Here is a 19,023-nt window from a genome sequence, read left to right as displayed (position 1 = left end):
GGTTATACCTTGCTGAGATAGCGGTGGACGAACTGAACGGCGATCGCTCCCTCACCGACCCCAGACGCGACTCGTTTGACTGAGCCATGCCGCACATCCCCGGTGGCGAAAATTCCAGGCACATTGGTTTCCAGCAAGAAAGGATCCCGGTCTAGGCGCCAACCGCGAGGACGTTTGCCCTCACGCAGCAAATCGGGTCCAGTCACAATAAAGCCCTGCGGATCGCGCTCGACAATGCCATCTAACCAATCGGTGCGAGGACTGGCCCCGATGAAAATAAACAACGATTTGGCATCAACGGTTTGTTGTTCACCGGTTCTGGCATCGGCAATCACCAGCGCTTCCAGGTGAGTCTCGCCTTTGACTTCGACCACGCTGGCATAGGTGAGAACCTCAATATTTTCGGTCGACTCAATCTGATCGATCAGATATTGCGACATGCTCTTGGTGAGCGATTCACCGCGCACGAGCATGATCACGCGACGGGCATATTTAGCAAAGTGCATCGCCGCCTGACCAGCCGAGTTGGCACCGCCAATGATGTAAACGTCCTCGCCGCTGCAGGCCAGCGCCTCAGTCATTGCGGCTCCGTAATAAACACCCGCTCCGCTCAGCTTCTCCATCCCCGGCACGTTCAGCTTGCGGTAAGAGACGCCCGTCGCCACCAGCAGCACATGACAGCTAATCTCACTGCCATCCGTGAGCTTGACGATCCGGTAGGGGTCCTGCACGCCCACACCAACCACTTCTTGGGGGGTCAAAATCTCGACTCCAAAGCGGCGGGCTTGAGCCACGGCTCGACGCGCTAGATCTGCACCGCTTAGACCCACCGGAAACCCTAGATAGTTCTCAATGCGAGAGCTTGATCCGGCCTGCCCACCCGGCGCTTCGCGCTCTACCATCACCGTGCTCAGCCCTTCTGACGCGCCGTAGACCGCAGCTGCCAAACCAGAAGGTCCACCACCCACGATTACTAGGTCGTAGAAGGGGAGTTCGGCCTGAGTTCGCAGGCCAATTTTCTCGGCGATTTGCAGATTTGAGGGCTGCACCAGTTGAGTGCCATCGGCAAACAACACGAGAGGTAGCTCCTGCCGGTTAGGTGGCTCAGCGTAGGCCATCAACTGTTGAGCTTCCGCCTCTAGCTCAATGTCTAGCCATTGGTAGGGCACCTGGTTGCGGGCCAAAAAATCCTTGACCTGGTGGGACTGGGGCGACCACCGGTTGCCAACAACCCTAATGCCTTCGAATGGAGGCCGGAACCCCGCCTGCCAGTCATCCAGCAAATCATCCAAAACTGGATACAGACGCTCCTGCGGCGGATCCCAGGGCTTAAGCAGATAGTAATCAATTCTAGTGGTGTTGATCGCTCGAATCGCCGCATCCGTATCGGCGTAAGCGGTTAGCAAGGCCCGTTTGGCCTGTGGAAAGATAGCGAGAGCCTGTTCGAGGAACTCAACCCCACTCATGCGGGGCATACGCTGGTCTACCAAAAACAGGGATATTGGCTCATTGCGCAACTTCAGTTGTTGAACAACTTCAAGGGCAGCCGTGCCAGAGTCAGCCCGCAGGATCCGAAAGCGTTCGCCGTACTGACGCCGCAGATCGCGAGCAATGGCTTGCAATACTTCTGGGTCATCATCCACGGTCAGAATTACAGGTTTAGCCATGAGTATCGTCAACTCCGTTTACATTGATCCAGATCAAAACTTGGCCTTTGCAGTATTCGGACCGAATTAGAAAATTAAACTCTCTAAAACTAGCCATAGCAGCCGGAGGAGATTATAGCTCTGAGGCAATCTTTTGAGACTATCAAACTTCCACGCCCTATTGCTGTTCATACAGTACGCAAAACTTGGGCTAATCGAGCTTACCTGCCTTTGCAAGGCGTGTTCAGCCATACTGAAATTTGTTCTGTAATCTGTGAGCCAGGGATATTCGCAGCTGAGCTGATTGTTGACAAGCATCTCACTGTTGGCCAGGGTTTAAATCAAACCAAACTTCAATTCGTGATTGAAATCATTGAGGCGCTTGAGCCTATTTAAGCTCACAGATTTTGATATACGGTTATCGGGTCATTGCTTCCGGCTAACCCAAAGCTAAGGCCACAATGCCAACCACGATCAGACCAGCCGCCACCAAGCGACGAGTTGCTTTGCCTTCTGCTAGCCAGCGACTGCCTGTGACTACCCTCAATAGAATACTCAGCTCCTGAACTGGAGTCACATAACTGACAGGTGCAAATACCAAAGCCAGTCACCTCAGACTAATACAAGTACTATATTCCGACCAATTAACCGTATTAACCCCACAATTTAGGCAAGTTTTAGGGAGATTGGTATTAGATGGCAAGCAAGTTAAGTCTCGACCCGTTAGCAGTTTTGGTTGCTCTAGCCTTAGCGGGTGCTGCGCTGAGTATGACCATTGCGCTAGCTCAGGCGAGTCGAGAGCGGGCTCCCCAGGCAGTTCTTGCTAACCAGACCAGTGCTTCTGTTGCCGAGGTCAATGCGGTTGAGTCACAGGCGCTTAACAGCCGGTGGGTGGTCAGCGCTGACGAAGCCAAGCAGTTGATTGCGCAAGGAGCCACTGTGCTGGATGCCCGAGGTGGCCTAAAGCTGCAGAAACCACTGGCCAGAGCGATTGCAGTGAACTGGAAGCAGTTTGCTCAACCGCATGCCCCTGACCAAGGCAAGCTGCTTGACGATGACCACCTATTAACCCAGAAGCTGCAAGCGGTTGGCGTTTCTAGAGACAAGCCAGTGATTGCGGTTGGCGATCCGGCGCGAGGGTGGGGTGAAGACGGGCGCGTTGTTTGGATGCTGCGCACACTTGGCCACCAAAAAGCGGTACTTGTCGATGGCGGTTATCAGGCACTAGTCAAAGCAGGGGTGCCTACAGCTTGGTCAGCGGCAACCGTTGCACCGCGACCCGGAGATTTCGTGGTCGAGCGAACAACAGCCTGGACCATCGATCGGGCTCAGCTCAAAGCTGAATTGGGCCAGCAGAATGTAGTGGTGATCGACACTCGTGAAGCGCGGGAATACGCTGGGGCCACACCCTACGGTGAGCAGCGCGGCGGTCATATTCCAGGCGCACTGCATATCTACTACAAAGACTTGCTAGACCAAAATGGCAAATTGCTACCGCGCGAGCAGATGATTACCAAACTAGAGCAACTAGGGGTCACTCAAGATACGCAAGTCGTTGCCTACTGCACCGGCGGCATTCGCTCCGGCTGGTTCACCTCAATACTCAGCGACTTAGGTTACAAAGCCAAGAACTATGCCGGCTCAATGTGGGACTGGTCAGCTGGACCGGTGGCCAGTTATCCCTTAGAGAAAACGAATTAGGGAGTCGAAGTTGAATCTTACTGGACAGGCTTGTAGCCCAGCTAAAAACTCAAAAGGCTCAGAGGCTAAGTGTGAGTTTGGACTTAATAATCCCAGTTTTGGGCTACAGTTGGTGAGGCTGGTTCAGCCCCACTTTAGAAGATTCCAGGCAAGCAGATCACTCAGTCGTGAAAGGCCCATATCTGCCCTATTCAACAGTCACGGATTTGGCCAAGTTACGAGGCTGATCGACGTCTAGACCGCGATGGGCCGCAATGTGATAAGCCAGCAATTGCAGCGGAATTACCGACACAATTGGGGAGAGCAATTCATCGACATTGGGAACTGGTAATAGAGCGTCGAAAATCTCGGTTGCCAACGGATCATTGAGTGGAGCCACCCCGATCAAGCGAGCGTCGCGAGCCTTCGCCTCTTGAGCGTTAGAAAGTACCTTCTCATAGACCAAACCAGGCATAGCAATCGTCACTACAGGTACATGCTGATCCAACAACGCAATGGGTCCATGCTTCATTTCGCCAGCGGGATAGCCTTCCGCATGGATGTAGCTGATTTCTTTTAGCTTCAGGGCTCCTTCGAGGGCAATCGGATAGTTGATGCCCCTGCCCAAATAGATGAAATCTCTGGTATCAACAAACTGATGCGCTAATTGCTCAACATAGCGTTCCTGGCTCTCCAGAACCGTTTCGATTTGGGCAGGTAGCTGGCGCAGACCGGTAATAATTTCTTCTAAAGCCTCAGGTGATAGCGTCTGACGCAGATAGGAAATTTCCAAAGCCAGCAGATAGAAGACAATGAGCTGGGCTAAGAAGGTTTTAGTAGCCGCAACCCCAATTTCAACCCCCGCCTTCATATCGATAACGTAAGGTACCAGCTCAGCCAAAAGGCTTTCGGGTCGATTGGTGATGCCCAAGAGGGAATCGCCTCGCTGCTTAGCCTTTTGCAAAGCTGCCAATGTATCTGCGGTTTCGCCAGATTGGGTTACGCCAATCGTCAAAGTGTTAGGAATGACAGGCGGTGGCGCATAGCGAAATTCTGAGGCATAGTGAACCATGGTCGGCACACCTGCCAGTTGCTCCAGCAAATACTTACCGACCAGTGCTGCATGCCAACTGGTTCCACAGGCAACAATCTGGATGTTTTGAATGTCTTTTAGGAAGTCGGTGTCAAATCTCAAGTCGATGGGAGATTGTCCAGGTTTGGCATTGGGCAAATAGGCTTCTAAACAAGCTCGAACTACACCCGGCTGCTCATGAATTTCCTTAAGCATGAAGTGCTTGAAACCTTGTTTCTCAAGCAGCATCGGATTCCAGTTGAGCGTACGGGGCTGCTTACGCAGTCTGACCCCTTCGAAGTTGTAAACTTCGACTCCGGTGTAAGTCAGTCGAACTAATTCACCATTACCCAACGGCAAAATCGAGCGAGTGTAAGCAACCAGCGCTGGGGTATCAGAGGCAAAGAAAAATTCCCCTTCTCCAAAGCCAACCACTAAAGGATTTTGCTGCCGCGCCGCCACTAGTTCATCAGGGTGATCGGCAGAGATCACTGCAATGGCAAAGCCCCCCTGTAACTGGGCCACGGCTAGCCGAACCGCTTCCAGTAGGGTGTGTTCGGGCAGAAATTCGGAGATCAGATGAGGGATGACTTCAGCGTCGGTCTCGGAGCGAAATACGTGCCCCCGCTGTTTGAGTTCTTCCCGCAGCAGATGGTAATTCTCAATAATGCCATTGAGCACTACAGCCAAGCGACCACTAGCATCTGTGTGGGGATGGGCATTGTGCTCTTCTGGCTTACCGTGGGTAGCCCAGCGGGTATGGCCAATCCCAACCGTAGCACCTCGATGGGTAATCGGGTCCTGGCTCAACTTGTCCAGCAGGTTTTGAAGCTTGCCCTTGGCGCGGGTGCAGTGCAGATTGCCCTCCCAAACAGTCGCAACACCGGCAGAGTCGTAGCCCCGGTATTCCAGCTTGCGCAAACCCTCCAGCAAGATTTCGTCTGCTGAACGAGTCCCGATGTAGCCAACAATTCCACACATGGCCCGTTTCTCCCCTAAGGTTCAGCCTCTCGCCCTGCCTTAACATTTTGCCAGGATGGGCGTACTGCGCATGCCCGGAAATGGGGAGGTAGGCTTGTGAAAGTCCAACAGAGCGCTACGCCAAATCAGCACTCCAAATCAGCATATGCAAAGATCAACTTTGTATTTCTAGAAGTACATAGAGAAAAGTCTCTAATCGAGTTAAGAGCTGCTGGAGCTGTATTTGAGCTTCTGTTTCTGTCGTTGGTTGCAGAGTCAGGAGGTCTAGGGGTTTCAACTTAAGCCAATGGTCAACTAGCCTCGGGAACGCCACTGGCGCATCCCACAACAATAGAATACAGCTAGCCGAGATAGTGTCTAGCAAAATAGCCCCCCCCACTGCAGCGGTGAGATACTTGCTAATCTCAAAAGGGCGTTGAGTTATAATCGCATCTCTCAGCTCTTGCCGCAAGCTCTCTGTTTTGAGTTGTGGATGTAGGTGAACTTGAACGTTTTGCCAATCACTAGCCTGCCAATCTTGAATCAGTCTTGGCTGCTGCGCCTGACCTGGATGAGCACACCAAAAGTCCAGTAAACGGTGAACGGGATGCAGCAAATCAAACAGCTGCAAGCGTTCTTCTACCGTTAAGTCTGGCAAACCCATTTCGAGTAACATCGGCAGCTCGTTTGGATTTTGAAACAGTTCGAGTATTTCCCAGCTCCGCCAGTTCACCATACTGAGAAATTCCAGGTCTGCTGCTTTGAGCGCCGAAAACATTTCAGGCACAGTGTAGCCTTTGTCGCCTTGCAGTAGATAGTTCATGAGAATAGAGGCTTTCCCTTGTTCTCCCTCGTGCTGAGCTTCCCAAGTTTCTAATTTGGTTCGAACCTGGCCTTTCAAAGCTCTCATAATATCCCCAACTATTTCGGCTTCTAAATCTTTTGGGCTTTCATCCATTAAGCCCATCATCTTGAAAATCTGCTGAGCCCGAAAATAGGGAATTCTTTGGTAGTAACTGTGTAGATTTGTCCGCAAGATACCGCCTGGCCTAAGCACAGATGCCATCGCCTTAAGTGCGGTGGTTGGATCTGGCGTTAGGTAAAGAACCTCGTCACAGTTGATGTAGTCAAAAGTCACATTAAGTTGGGGCAAATCCTCGATAGCAAGCGCATGGAATCGCAGGTCATCAAAGCCGTGGTACTCCAGGCGCTTACGAGCTAGATCAACCGATTCTTCTGATAAATCAATGCCGATGATGGTTGCTCCTGGATTGGCAACCGCAAGCACTAGAGATTTATAGCCACTGCCACAACCTGCATCCAGAATGAATTTGCCTTGGGTCTGAACCACCCTCTGATCTTTCAAATAAAAGGAAGTAACCAGATTATGGATAAACAGCAGATTGACATTGTCTTTGGGCGACTGCTCCAAAGGTGTTTTGGGATAGGGAGAAAACTCAAATTGTTGTCTGATCTTCTCTAGAAGTTCTGGTGGTAAATCACTCATGTCGTCATTCGTGCTCAATCTTCTGGCCGGTTCAAGCTGGGGTTTGAGACTGGCTCGGGCAGCGGGGTACGCTGGGAGGGTCTTCTGCCCCAGGTCAAATTATGAACCCTGATCCTTCTGAACTAGAGCCTACCGGCAGCTCTAGGCAAGTGGAATCTACAGCTCACTCCAGTCAGGGCGTGGCCTGGACAGCTGTGGGGCGAATAGCAGCAGGCTTCGGATTGCTGATGGTAGTGCTCTTTACTGTACTGCCTAACAGCTACGGCCAAATGGTGCGCTGGCCCTGGGTTGCAGTTTGGCAGCTCGGCTTTTTGAGCTTCGGTCTGTGGGGGCTGCTGCAACTCCGGGCTCAGCAGAGCTTGCGCGGATTGGGCAATGGCTTGGATTGGGTAGCGGGCTTAGGGCTACTCAGTCTAGTCCTCTCGGCGCTGTTCGCATCCTATGTGCAACCGGCAGTGTGGTACGTGGTCATGGCTTGTGGCTATGCGGCCATGCTCTACAGTCTCAACCAGTGGTTTAGTAGTTCAGAGACAGGAGCACAGACGGGGACAGAAATAGACATAGGCGCACAGACAGGAGCAGGGGCAAGTAGCCAACGTCAGCGTTTGCTAGAGCTAATGGGTGGTTTAGGCATCTTGACCAGTCTTGAGAGCTTGATTTTGTGGTGGCCGATTCGAGAGACGTTGCAGGATGGCGATGCTCTGGTCAATCCCATGCCCCTAGGCCACCACAATCTGACTGCTGGCTATCTGGGTTTAGTGCTGGCCGTGGTATTAGCCCTGGGTGTGCAACGTCGCGATCACTGGCGTTGGGCTTGGCTTTCGGGAGGTGGACTGGTTGGCACTGCCCTGATCGTGACTGGCTCGCGGGGCGGCATCTTGGGGCTGCTAGCCTTGGCTGTAGCTGCGGCCCTCGTGAGCATTCTGAGCCATAGTGGCAAGCATCGCTGGCGTGTCATCGGCTTCAGTGGCTTGATGCTAGTGGGTGCCATTGGCTTTGCTCTCAGCAGTCCCCGTGCACAGCGCATGGTGTCTGCGCCGCTCTCTGGCGGGTTAGATGGCAATATTGTGTTCCGCTTCGTCACCATCCAGACTGGCTTGCGACTGTGGCAAACCTCGCCTGTCACTGGCATTGGCCCTGGCAACACCTTTCGCCTCTACGACCTTTACCACCCCATTGAGGCAGGCCAGACAGCAAGCAACGTGCAGCAGATGCACTGCACCCCCGTGCACCTACTAGCTGAACTGGGCTTGCTGGGGTTTGGGGTCTATCTATTGTGGATAGTCCTCCTCGCGCGCCTCTGGGGGCGGCTTTGGGCAAGACTGCACCAGGGCCCGATAGCGAACTTAGAACGGGCTCAAAGGGACCTTTGGCAGCTCTACGGCATTGGCGGAGGACTGTTAATCTACATCGTCAGCAGCCTCACTGATTTTCAGTTGGAGAATATCCCGATCAGCTCGTTGCTGGTAGCTCTGACCGTCATGTTGGCAAGTCTGGGACGCCAGTATTTACCAGCTGATTCTGCTATCGGCAGATTCATACCCCAACCTCGGCAACGCCTGGTCAATTTGGTCGTGATCGGTGGGTTGCTAGTGATGCTGCTGGTCTGGTTGCCGGTTACACAGGCAATGTATCTGGGGCAGCAGGCAGTCGCGAACTTTCGGCGCAATGACTTGCAGGGCTTCTACAGCCAGTGGTCAAAGGCCGGACAGCTCGTTCCCTGGGATCCCTACTACGACTTTCAGTTAGCTGCCTATCTGCAACTACTGCGCAATGGCATCACCAACGATGATGCGCTAAAGCAAGACCTCAACCGCATTGCCATTCAGTACATGGGCTATGCCGTGCAGACAGCACCGAACGATGCTTTCTTTAATGAGTACCTAGGGCGCTTGATTCTCGACCAAAATCCCAAGCGAGCAGTCGAGAGCCTTACACGTGCGGTTCAATTGCAACCGCTCACGCCGCTAACCTACTACCACCTGGGCCAGGCAGAACTAGCATCCGGGCAGCGAGAACGAGCCGTGGCTGCCTATGCCTTGGAAAGCTTCGTTAATCCCGGTGTTCTGACTGCGCCAGTCTGGTCTTCATCGGCTCAGGCAGCCCTCTACCCAGCGGTGCTAGAGCAGAGCTTGAATCTACATGAGCAGTTTCTAGCAGGGCTCCCCCCAGCCCGTAACGCAACTGCGCCCAGCAGTGGGCAAGTTGCCGCAGCAGCTACTTATAACCCCATTTACCAGGACTGGGTGCTGTTGCGTTGGTTCAACCAGCGCCCCTTAGGAGAGATTGACCTCAACCGGCTAAACCCGACCGCCCATGCCCTGCTACTGCTCGACGCCGGCAAGACGGCAGAGGCCCTACGGGTGCTGGAGCAGGTACCTCCAGAGTTGGAATTGGGGGCGAAGCTATTACGCGCCTGGAGTAATCCAAAGCGATATGGTCAGGAGCTAGCAGCCTATCCAGAAGACAATCGCGAGCAGGTCTTGGCCTCACTGCAAATCAGAGATTTGCGGCTATGGTTGCGCTCAATCGATACGCGCTCGGCACGCGGTCTGGGGGATATCGGCTATTTCGGCTACCGCAACACTACTGGGATGACCGATGTGCCGCTACCGCTCTACTTCAATAGCTGTGTTCTGGTTGAGCAGCTCCAGTTGTTTCCAACCTCACAAGCCTTTCAGGATTTTCCAGCCTATGCCCGCTTTGTCGTTGCGGCTCAAGCTGAGTTGCTAGGTATCGGCAGACCTGCCCCTGTTTAAAGGTTCCCAAGTTGCTCATTGAGGACGGGGCGGCAAACTCACCCCCCACGAACCATCTGGTTTCTGCTTGATCTGGCCACCCAAGTCTAGAATTTGCTGTCGTGCAATCGCAGCAGTCCGCTCATCCACTGCCTGCGTGAGCACCATAGTCCAAGCACTCATTTGGGCAGCACGCAAGTCACGACCCCCTTGCAGAAATTGAGCAGTCTGGCGCGAGACTGCAGCAGCAGTTGGATCATGGGCGAAGCGCTCAGCCCAATTAGCCGCCTGCGCAAAGGATGCCGCTCCCCCCTGCCGATCACCCAGAAACAGCAGTTGGTCAATGGCTTTGTAACGCCAGACTAGATAGGCTTCTGGAGTTGCCTCGGGTGAGAGCGATTCTAGGCCATGGCTCAGAATCGCAACCGACCGGGCAGGCTGCGCTGCATACATCGATGTACTAGTCGAGACAAACAAATAAGCCAGCAGAAATTGCGGATCGCGTCCGATGATGATGTCGAAGTAGTCTCCGCTCAGCTCATAACCCGTCGCTTGGCGGGCTTGCTCGTCACCGAAGTATTGCAAGAAGCCTAAAAATGCCCAGTCTGCGATCAGGTTGTCAAATCCCATGCTCGGCACTTTATGCAAAGCTGCCAAGCGGATTTTTTCCTGCTCAACTGCCTGCTGGGGATTTTCATCGGTTGTTCTAAGGGTCTGGCTCAAGCGTGCAGCTTGTAGGCCACCAACAGCCACTGTGGTGATACCAATAACCACCAAATTCAGCAACAGGGAAAGTCGTTTCATGGCATTTTGTCAGAGCTTAGGGCTATTGTCTCCAAAGCTTGTGTCCCAAGCCTTATGGGTTCCCAGCCAACTTAGGTTAGCTGACCAAAATCTCAATGGAATCGGGTTGCCAGCGAACGGGAAAGCGCGGGGAAACTTCTAGAGTGAAGGACTTGAAGTAACAACCGTAGGCAAAGAATTCGCCGTCTGGTCCTTGGATGAAATTGGTGCCATAGAGGCCAGTTTTGTCACTGCCCTTCACAATTGGTTTTGGAGCAATGGGTTGAAAAGGCCCTGTAATTTGCTCGGAGACATAGCAGTGCAAAGAAGAGCCGGTAATCTGATCAATGCCTACCTTGTCAATCCACTTCGGGTTAATAAAGGTTGGCCCAACCGAGAAAAAGAGATAGTACAAACCGTGGTTGTAGATTACCTGAGGCCGTTCCATTTCATAGTAAATTCCCTCGCCAAGCTGATCAATCACAGGGTAGGCTGCGGGTGGTAAAACTTCATAGGGACCGTCGATTTTATCGGCCACCGCCAAGCCGATGCAACCGTTAAATTTGGAGTCGCCTCTGCCAGCAGCACTCATGAACAAGTAATATTTGCCAGTATTAGGATCTTGAATGACATAGGGATCCCGCCAAGGAGTATGCATTCCCTCCCGAATGAGTGGGTGCCAAGTCGAGATGTAGAAACGAGAATCTGGCATAATCAGTTGATCAGAGGAGCGATGCCAATGTATGGCATCAGTTGAGACTGCCAAACCAATGCCCTCACGCAGGGTATCTGGTCTGGGGGGAGCCGCCGAATAAAAGAGATAGTAAGTTCCATCCTCTTTGTAAGCGCTACCGGCTAGCATTCTGCCACTTTGCCATGGAAACTCGCTGTTCGGTTCCAGGGCAGTTCCTAAGTACTGCCAGGTTTCTAAATCGGTTGAGACAGCAGAGCCAATTTCACCAACACTCCAGAATGGAAAAACTTGCCTGTTAGCAGTCAAATAAAAGAGCCGGTAGACATCCCCATCCTTCAATAGCCAGGGGTCCCAAACTCCATAGCCCTGCTCTAGTTTCAACGAGTAGCCTGCTTTCTGGGCGCTGATAATCTCCCTGAGCCCACAAACTGCTTCTTGAAGATTGGGTTGGAGTGTAATGGCGTGCTGCAGATAATGGATCGCCTTGTCGAGTGCCCCTTGATCTCGTAGGCTCAAACCTAAAACGCAGTGGGCTTCAGGAAAGTTGGGCCGTAGCTCAATAGCTCTTCGAAGGCTGAGGATAGACTGGCTTGGGTCATTAATATCTCTAAAAGTAAAACCTAAGTTGCAGTGCGCTTCAGGCAATTCAGGATTTAAGGCAATTGCCTTTTCCAGGCTCAGAATTGCTCTACCAAAGTGGCCTCTTTCTCTTAGGACAAGGCCTAGATTGCAATGAAGCTCAGGTAATTCTGGCTGGAATTCTATTGCCTTTTCGAAATGAGTAATTGCAGTATCGAGATCGCCTTTGTCCCGGCAAATGAAACCCAAATGATAATGTGCTTCAATAAAACTTGGTCTAATGGCAATCGCCTGCTCTAAGCTGGCCGCTGCCTGGTCAAGCTTACTCAGCCCTCGGTGGACCAACCCTAAACTATAATAGGCCTCAGCAAAATCAGGCTTGATCGCAATGGCCTGCTCTAAAGTTGCAATTGCTGAATCAAGGTTGCCCCGATCCCTAAGGGTATAGCCCAAATTCAGATAAGCTTCTGCCAGCTCGGGCTTAAGCTCGATCACAGTTTTGAAGGCTGAAATTGCTTTGTCCAAGTCTCCCAGCTCTTTGAAGCAATAGCCTAAATTGAAATAGGCTTCTGGAGAGTCAGATTTGAGTTCCAAACACTTCTGAAAATGCTCAATCGCCGGCAGGAATTCTCGTTGGGCTAGAAAAAGATTGCCAAGATACCACTGCGTTTCAAAATCTTCGGGATTGAACTCTACAATTTTGTCAATGATCTTCTGGGCTGACGCTAAGCTGTCGGCCTGAACTTGTCTGGCTATTTCTGCCTTAAGGACATGACTTAAGTCTTCAGTTAAGGCATCAATTTGATCCGCTTGAGCTTGAGCGATAGCAGAAAACCAAACAGTTTCAGCTTCCAGTTCTTGGTTTTGAAGTAGAAACGAGAGCCCAAGATACCAATAACTGGAGATGACCACCTCGTCGATTGCGATGCACTGCTCGTAGAGACTAATGGCATCCGGGTAGTTCGCCTGCATAAAGCAGGTCTGTGCCGCTTTTTGGACTTCAAAGAAGTTCATGATTCGTTCAGAGCCGGCGTGAGCATGAGGCGTAGATAGGTTTCCCTGGGCAAGGCTTCCCTCACCTAATGCTTAGTCTGCCCAGGGTAAGCAGTCTAGCATTCAGTATCCTAGGTGGGAGCAGTGATAGAGTAGCCTGACCCCCAGACCTCCGGTCCACCTGTCCAGTGTGATGGGATCTAGCCAGACCAATGTGGCTAGTAGAAAGCTACGCTCGACAGCAAGATGTGGTTATGGATCTCCAAAGTTTTATTGAGAAATTGCCGGGTTTATACAACAACTGGAAACAAACGTCCATTCATCCCAAATCTGAGGTCTTTCAGCAACTACTAACTCAGGTTTCAGGCACGACTAGTGTCAATGCTCTACAGTTGCTGAACTCAGCGGTAGGTTGTCTGGAACCTGGCGAAATCTACTGTGAGATTGGTTGCTTGCAGGGAGCCTCTCTCATTGGTGCCTTACTCAATCATCCCAATTGCATGGGTTACGCAGTAGACAATTTCTCTCAATTTGATGCTCTTGATGAGAACCTGGATAAGCTGACTGACAACCTTGCTACCTTTGATCTAGAAGCTCAAGTTTTGTTGTGCCAACAGGACTTTGAGGAGTTTTTTGCCGACTTGCACAGCATCAGTCTGGAAGAGAAAATTGGCGTGTATTTCTATGATGGTGCTCACGACTATCGCTCTCAACTCCTAGGTCTACTTTTGGTTGAGCCTTTTCTGGCGGATCAAAGTCTGATTGCTTTAGGTGGTGGTCATTGGGAATCAGTACAACAGGTGGGCTGGGATTTTGTTGCAGCTCATTCTCATTGCAAAATTTTGCCAGAATTGTCAGGGTGGAATAATTTCCTAGTCCTGAGTTGGGATAAAGACCAAAAGCATCACTACAAGTGGCTAGAGCTCCAGAAAAATCACAGGCCAGCGCTGATTCGCTCACTGATAGATTTACGAGCTGAGCAGGAACAACAAACAATTGATGATCTTCATAGGATGGCGATCAAGCTGCATGAGCAGAGCCATTGGGTAGAAGCTGAACAGACTTACAGGCAAATCCTAAGCCGTTGCAATAATCACGCCGACGCCTGGTTGAATTTAGGTAGTCTTTACTATACAACTGAGCGCTATCAAGAGGCTCTTACTTCTTTATTCAAGTCTTTATCGCTAGAACCAAAGAACGCTTTATTGCACTACAATTTTGGCTTAGTCTTAGAAAAGCTAGGAGAATTTTTGCAGGCCACTGAGGCCTATCGGCAGGCCATTGGTCTCGCGCCTAGGCTAGTTGACGCTTACAACAACTTAGGTAATTTGTTCCTCAAAGTTGGTAGAGCAGAGCAGGCGGAGATTGTTTACCAGCAAGCTGTTCTAGCCAATCCAGAGCATTATGGCAGCCACTTGAATCTGGGCAACTTGCTGCTGAGCCGAGGGAATTATGATGCTGCCATTGCTACCTATGAAAAAGCCCTAGAGCTTGAACCGCAGAAAGAAGATGCTCGGCACAACCTGCAAGTCGCGTTCGCAGCGAAAGAGAATCCTGTCCAGGCTTGCCGACATTCCGCATACAATTTCTTCTGCCAAGGCAACTATGTAGAGGCAATCTGTCAATATCAAAAACTGCTAGAACTGGGCGAAAAGGATGCCAAACTTTACATAGCCTTGTGTGCTTGTTTGGTAGGTTTGGGTCGGGAAGAAGAAGCACTAGATATTTTAAGAGAGGGTATTCGCCTCTACCCAAAAGAGCGCTCTCTGCACACCAATCTATTGGTGACTTTGCAGGAAGCTGGCCGCACTCAAGAAGCTATCGAAGCGGCAGTCGATGCCTCAAGGCTTTTGCCAAAAGACCAATTTCTGGAATTGCAACAACAGCTTATCCTTCCAGTTCTAAATGATACGCCAGGAGAAGTTTTGGTGTATCGTCAACGCTTCACTGAAGGCTTAAAGAGATTGAGCGAAACAACCTTAGATAACTCTGAAGACAGGGAGAATGCGCTCGAATTTTTAGGTAGCCATCATAACTTCTATCTGCAATATCAAGGCTGTGATGACTTAGAGTTGCAGCGCTTGTACGGGAATTTTGTTCAGCAAGTGATGATGGCCCAGTATCCCGATTGGGCTCAATCACGAACTCTGCCTTCTTTGAAGCACGGCAGGATTCGGATTGGCTACATTTCACCCTTTTTCTCGCAACATTCAGTTGCAAGAACTACAATCGGTTGGCTGAGCCATGCCAATAAGCAAGACTTTGAGGTTTTCACTTATCATGTGGGTCGTAAGGCAGACGCAATGACCCAGCAGTTCCGCCTTCACAGTGACCATTTTCAGCACATTCCAGATGACCTGAAGTCCGCCTGTGAACAGATTGTTGCAGATCAACTAGATATTCTCGTGTTTGCTGACATTGGCATGTCTCCGCAAATGGTGCAAATGTCAGCCTTGAGACTAGCTCCCATCCAATGTACGACTTGGGGGCATCCAATTACGTCTGGTTCATCAGCCGTTGATTACTTCCTGTCCAGTGATTTGATGGAGCCTGATAATGCTCAAGACCATTACTCAGAGCGATTAATCACCCTGCCCAACGTTAGTGTTGCCTACCCTAAACCATCTCTACCGAGACAAACTAAAAAACGATCGGATTTCGGTTTACGTGATGACACAGTTCTATATCTATCCTGTCAATCTCTTTTTAAATATTTGCCACAATATGATTTTGTCTTTGCTGAGATCGCTCGCCGCGTTCCCCAAGCCCAATTTGCATTTTTGGGTTCTCCAAAAGCTCGTGTGACTCAGCAGTTTCAGCGACGACTTCAGCGAGCCTTTGCCAACATTAGCCTTAAGAGTGAAGACTACTGCGTCATTCTACCCCAACAGAATGATTGGCATGATTTCTTGAGACTCAATTTAGTCGCTGATATTTTCCTGGATACCTTCAGCTGGTCTGGTTTTAATACGGCAATGGAAGCGGTTGCCTGTGGCTTGCCCATTGTGACTTGCCCTGGTCAATTTATGCGAGGTCGTCACTCCTTCGCCGTTCTGAAGATGTTGGGAATAACTGAGACTGTTGCCAAAGACGAATCAGAATACATCGAAATTGCAGTCAAATTGGCGCTGGAAGAAAAATGGCGCTGTGAGCTTAGGCAACGCATCAACAATTCTCATGACAGGCTGTATGAAGATAAAGTTTGTGTTGCTGCTCTGGAAGATTTTTACCGAGCTGTTGTTCGCCAAGTCAGTACTGAGCGCAGGGTAGAGCAGGCATTGTGAGGTTTAGGGATGGAGTACGAGAGGTTGCGAGAGTCACTGCTTGAGTATGAGGACTGGGACGATGCTGCTTCCAAGGCCCAAGCTGAGCAGTTTCAAGCCCTGCTGGACCAACTGAATGCTCCAGGGAATGATCTAGGCTCCCCCGCTGTCCTGCACCTGCTCAATCAGGCGGTGCAGTGCCTGGAGGAAGGTGAGGTGTACTGTGAGGTCGGCTGCGGGCAGGGAGAGACGCTCATGGGCGCTTTACTCGGTCAGCCTGAACGTTTTGCTTATGCGGTGGAGCAGAGCTTGGATGCAGAGAGGCTGGCCCAACTAGAGGAGAACCTGCATACCTTTGGTCTGTCTGAGCAAGTGGTGGTGTGCGCTCAGGAGTGTGAGGCCTTCTTTGCTGAGTTGGGCGAGACGGAAGTCGAGGACAAGATTGGGTTGTATGTGTACCGGGGAGAGCGGGACTACCGGTCACAGTTGCTGGGGTTGCTCCTGGTGAGGCCGCACTTGGCAGCGAGAGCAGTGCTGGTAGTAGCAGGGAGTTATGACGAGACAGTACAGCAAGCCTGCTCTGATTTTCTCGCCACCCAGCCTCACTGTTATCTTCTAGATAACTTACCTCCTACCTCTCACGGTCTTCAATTGCTAGTTTGGGATGTAAATAGGGAGCCCAAAAATAGTAGCGATATTCAAGCTCAGGCACAACAACATCACCGACCAGTAGTGATTCAGGCGATCCACAATCTTCAAGCTCAGCAAGAGAAGAAATTATTGGATGAGCTGCGCAAGTCAGCAGTAGCACTGCATCACCAGAGACGGTTTATAGAAGCGGAGCAACAGTATCAGCAAGTGCTCTTGCGCAAAGGCGAAGATGCAGAAATCTGGCAAAATCTAGGCATGCTCTACTACATGGCTGAGCGATACCCAGAAGCTCTCAATGCCTTATTGAAATCCCTGGAATTGGATAGCTCCCAAGCTGTACTCCACTACAGTTTCGGCTTAGTTTTGGAGAAGCTGGACCAATTTTCTCAAGCCATCACAGCTTATCAAACAGCTATTAATCTCGATCCTCAAAAGATTGAGGCTTACAACAATTTAGGTAATCTTCTATTGCAGGTGGGGCAGAGCCAACAGGCTGAGCTTGTATACAATCAAGCAATTGCTGTCAAACCAGATCACTTCGGCAGCTATCTCAACTTGGGCAATGTTTTATTAAACAAAGGCGATACTAATTCAGCAATTGAAAATTATAGAAAAGCTTTAAACATTTCGCCCAACAGCTCGGAAGTGTTGCATAATTTGAGTTTGGCTTTCAAGGCTAAACAAGACCTAGCTCAAGCCCATCTCTACTCTGGTTGGGCTTTTTACAGCGAGAGAGATTACAATCAGGCGATTGCTCAATATCAGAAACTTCTTAGCATTACAGTAGGTACAGCGAGTCTATATTCTGCCCTAGGTGACTGCTTCTTGCAACTAGATCGAGAAGAAGAAGCCTTAAATATTCTTCATGAGGGTATTCGTCTTCATCCTGCTGAAAATGGTCTGCGACGCTCACTGATTTCAGTTCTGCATCGGTCTGGCCGAACTCAAGAGGCTATTGCTGCTGCTACTGAAGCAGCCCTCGTATTTCCCAGGGATTTATTTTTCAAGCTTCAGCAGAAACTAATGCTGCCTGTGCTTTACGAAACCCCTGAGGAGATCAACTTCTACCGCCAGAGGTTTACACAGGGTTTGCAGGAGCTAGTAAGTCAGCTTGACCTAACCGCTGCTGAGACTCAAAGCAATGCTTTGGCTAGTATTGGTTCCCATACTAACTTCTATCTGCAATACCAAGGCTGTAATGACTTAGTATTGCAAACTCAGTATGGACAATTTGTTCATCAAATTATGGCTGCGAACTACCCTCAATGGGTGAAACCGCTGGCCATGTCTCCTCTTACAGCTTTAGGCAAAATTCGCATTGGCTATGTTTCCGCCTTCTTCTCTAACCATGCAGTTGCGGCCCTAATATTGGGCTGGCTGAAAAACAGCAATAAACAGGCTTTTGAGATACATTGCTATCACGTTGGCAGCAATGTTGATCAGGTGACTCAACAATTTCAACTTTACAGCGAAGTTTTTCATCATATTCCCCATGATTTAGAGGCAATCTGTCAGCAAATTCTGGTTGATCAGCCTCATATTCTAGTTTTTACAGATCTTGGCATGTCACCCCTCATGACCCAGCTAGCAGGGCTAAGACTGGCTCCAATTCAATGCGTCACTTGGGGCCACCCAATTACTTCTGGCTTACCTACTCTGGATTATTTTCTATCTAGCGACTTGATGGAACCTGAGAACGCTCAAGAGCACTACTCAGAAAAGTTGATTCGGCTGCCTAATATTAGTGTTGCCTATGCTAAACCGGTCATGCCTGACTCAACCAAGAGTCGCTCGGAATTTGGCCTGCGAGACAATGCTGTTGTTTACTTGTCTTGCCAATCTCTGTTTAAGTATTTGCCTCAGTATGACTTCATCTTTCCTGAGATTGCCCAACGCGTTCCTCAGGCTCAGTTTGTATTCTTATCTCCTCCTAACGTCGGTGCGATTGATCGCTTTCGGGAACGTCTGCGTAGAGCTTTTGCTGCCATTGACTTAGATAGCGAAGATTACTGCATTGTCCTGCCACGCCAGAAACAGCATGACTACCTGAACTTGCATCAGATCTCTGATATCTATCTAGATACTTTAGCTTGGTCAGGCGGCAACACAACTCTAGAAGCAATTGCTTGTAATTTGCCTGTAGTAACCTACCCTGGACAATTCATGCGCGGTCGCCATTCCTATGCCATTCTAAAAACGTTAGGTGTGACTGAAACTATTGCTCAGACCGAAACTGAATATATTGAAATTGCTGTGAGACTCGGGCAGAATCGGGACTGGCGACAAGCAATTTCACAGCGAATTTCAGAACACCACGATAGACTATACGATGACAGAACCTGTCTCTTAGAACTTGAAAATTTTTATCAAACCGTTGTGAGTCAAATGCATTCTTCAAGCTGATTCACCATTGATTAGCTGACGTTCATTAAACTGGGTTGAGGAATTGGGGGCTAG

Annotated in this window: 10 protein-coding genes; 4 read left to right on the top strand and 6 right to left on the bottom strand. The window is 50.3% G+C overall.

The genetic code is table 11. The features are described from left to right. Positions 1-2 precede the first annotated feature (2 nt). Both H6F94_RS19475 and H6F94_RS19470 read right to left on the bottom strand, forming a co-directional pair. The gene (locus tag H6F94_RS19475) at positions 3-1,667 is read right to left on the bottom strand and encodes an FAD-dependent oxidoreductase (protein WP_190803874.1); all 1,665 of its coding nucleotides are present in this window, start codon (positions 1,665-1,667) and stop codon (positions 3-5) included. A gap of 418 nt (positions 1,668-2,085) precedes the next feature. Beyond that, on the bottom strand, positions 2,086-2,247 hold the full coding sequence (locus H6F94_RS19470) for a hypothetical protein (RefSeq protein WP_190803873.1): 162 nt from the start codon (positions 2,245-2,247) through the stop codon (positions 2,086-2,088). Between the two features lie 95 nt (positions 2,248-2,342). Between H6F94_RS19470 and H6F94_RS19465 the strand changes: the two genes are divergently transcribed. Further along, complete coding sequence (locus tag H6F94_RS19465; protein WP_242041265.1) at positions 2,343-3,347, top strand: sulfurtransferase; 1,005 nt, start codon at positions 2,343-2,345, stop codon at positions 3,345-3,347. A 187-nt stretch (positions 3,348-3,534) separates the two neighbouring features. Here H6F94_RS19465 and glmS read toward each other — a convergent pair whose 3' ends face one another. Next, on the bottom strand, positions 3,535-5,379 hold the full coding sequence (gene glmS, locus H6F94_RS19460; protein ID WP_190803872.1) for a glutamine--fructose-6-phosphate transaminase (isomerizing): 1,845 nt from the start codon (positions 5,377-5,379) through the stop codon (positions 3,535-3,537). A 154-nt stretch (positions 5,380-5,533) separates the two neighbouring features. Beyond that, positions 5,534-6,865 (bottom strand): class I SAM-dependent methyltransferase, encoded by a 1,332-nt coding sequence (locus tag H6F94_RS19455; protein WP_190803871.1) that lies wholly within the window; start codon positions 6,863-6,865, stop codon positions 5,534-5,536. Between the two features lie 101 nt (positions 6,866-6,966). Between H6F94_RS19455 and H6F94_RS19450 the strand changes: the two genes are divergently transcribed. Beyond that, positions 6,967-9,624, top strand: a complete 2,658-nt coding sequence (locus tag H6F94_RS19450; protein WP_190803870.1) for an O-antigen ligase family protein — start codon at positions 6,967-6,969, stop codon at positions 9,622-9,624. Positions 9,625-9,639: 15 nt separating this feature from the next. Here the strand turns inward: H6F94_RS19450 and H6F94_RS19445 are convergent, their stop codons facing one another. Next, the gene (locus H6F94_RS19445; RefSeq protein WP_190803869.1) at positions 9,640-10,407 is read right to left on the bottom strand and encodes a hypothetical protein; all 768 of its coding nucleotides are present in this window, start codon (positions 10,405-10,407) and stop codon (positions 9,640-9,642) included. Positions 10,408-10,483: 76 nt separating this feature from the next. Further along, positions 10,484-12,673: a tetratricopeptide repeat protein gene (locus tag H6F94_RS19440; RefSeq protein ID WP_190803868.1), complete on the bottom strand. Its 2,190-nt coding sequence runs from the start codon at positions 12,671-12,673 to the stop codon at positions 10,484-10,486. A 233-nt stretch (positions 12,674-12,906) separates the two neighbouring features. Here H6F94_RS19440 and H6F94_RS19435 point away from each other — a divergent pair, with 233 nt between their 5' ends. Together H6F94_RS19435 and H6F94_RS19430 are read left to right on the top strand one after the other, a co-directional pair. Continuing rightward, positions 12,907-15,936 carry an O-linked N-acetylglucosamine transferase family protein gene (locus tag H6F94_RS19435; protein WP_190803867.1) on the top strand — a complete coding sequence of 1,010 codons (3,030 nt, stop codon included), beginning with the start codon at positions 12,907-12,909 and terminating at the stop codon, positions 15,934-15,936. A gap of 9 nt (positions 15,937-15,945) precedes the next feature. Continuing rightward, entirely contained in the window at positions 15,946-18,969 is a 3,024-nt protein-coding gene (locus H6F94_RS19430) for an O-linked N-acetylglucosamine transferase, SPINDLY family protein (RefSeq protein ID WP_190803866.1), read from the top strand. Positions 18,970-19,023 lie beyond the last annotated feature (54 nt).

Origin of the sequence: Leptolyngbya sp. FACHB-261, assembly GCF_014696065.1 — a bacterium.
Lineage (GTDB): Bacteria > Cyanobacteriota > Cyanobacteriia > FACHB-261 > FACHB-261 > FACHB-261.
Note: the sequence above shows the minus strand (reverse complement) of the source record. Positions and strands in the feature narration are given on the sequence as shown.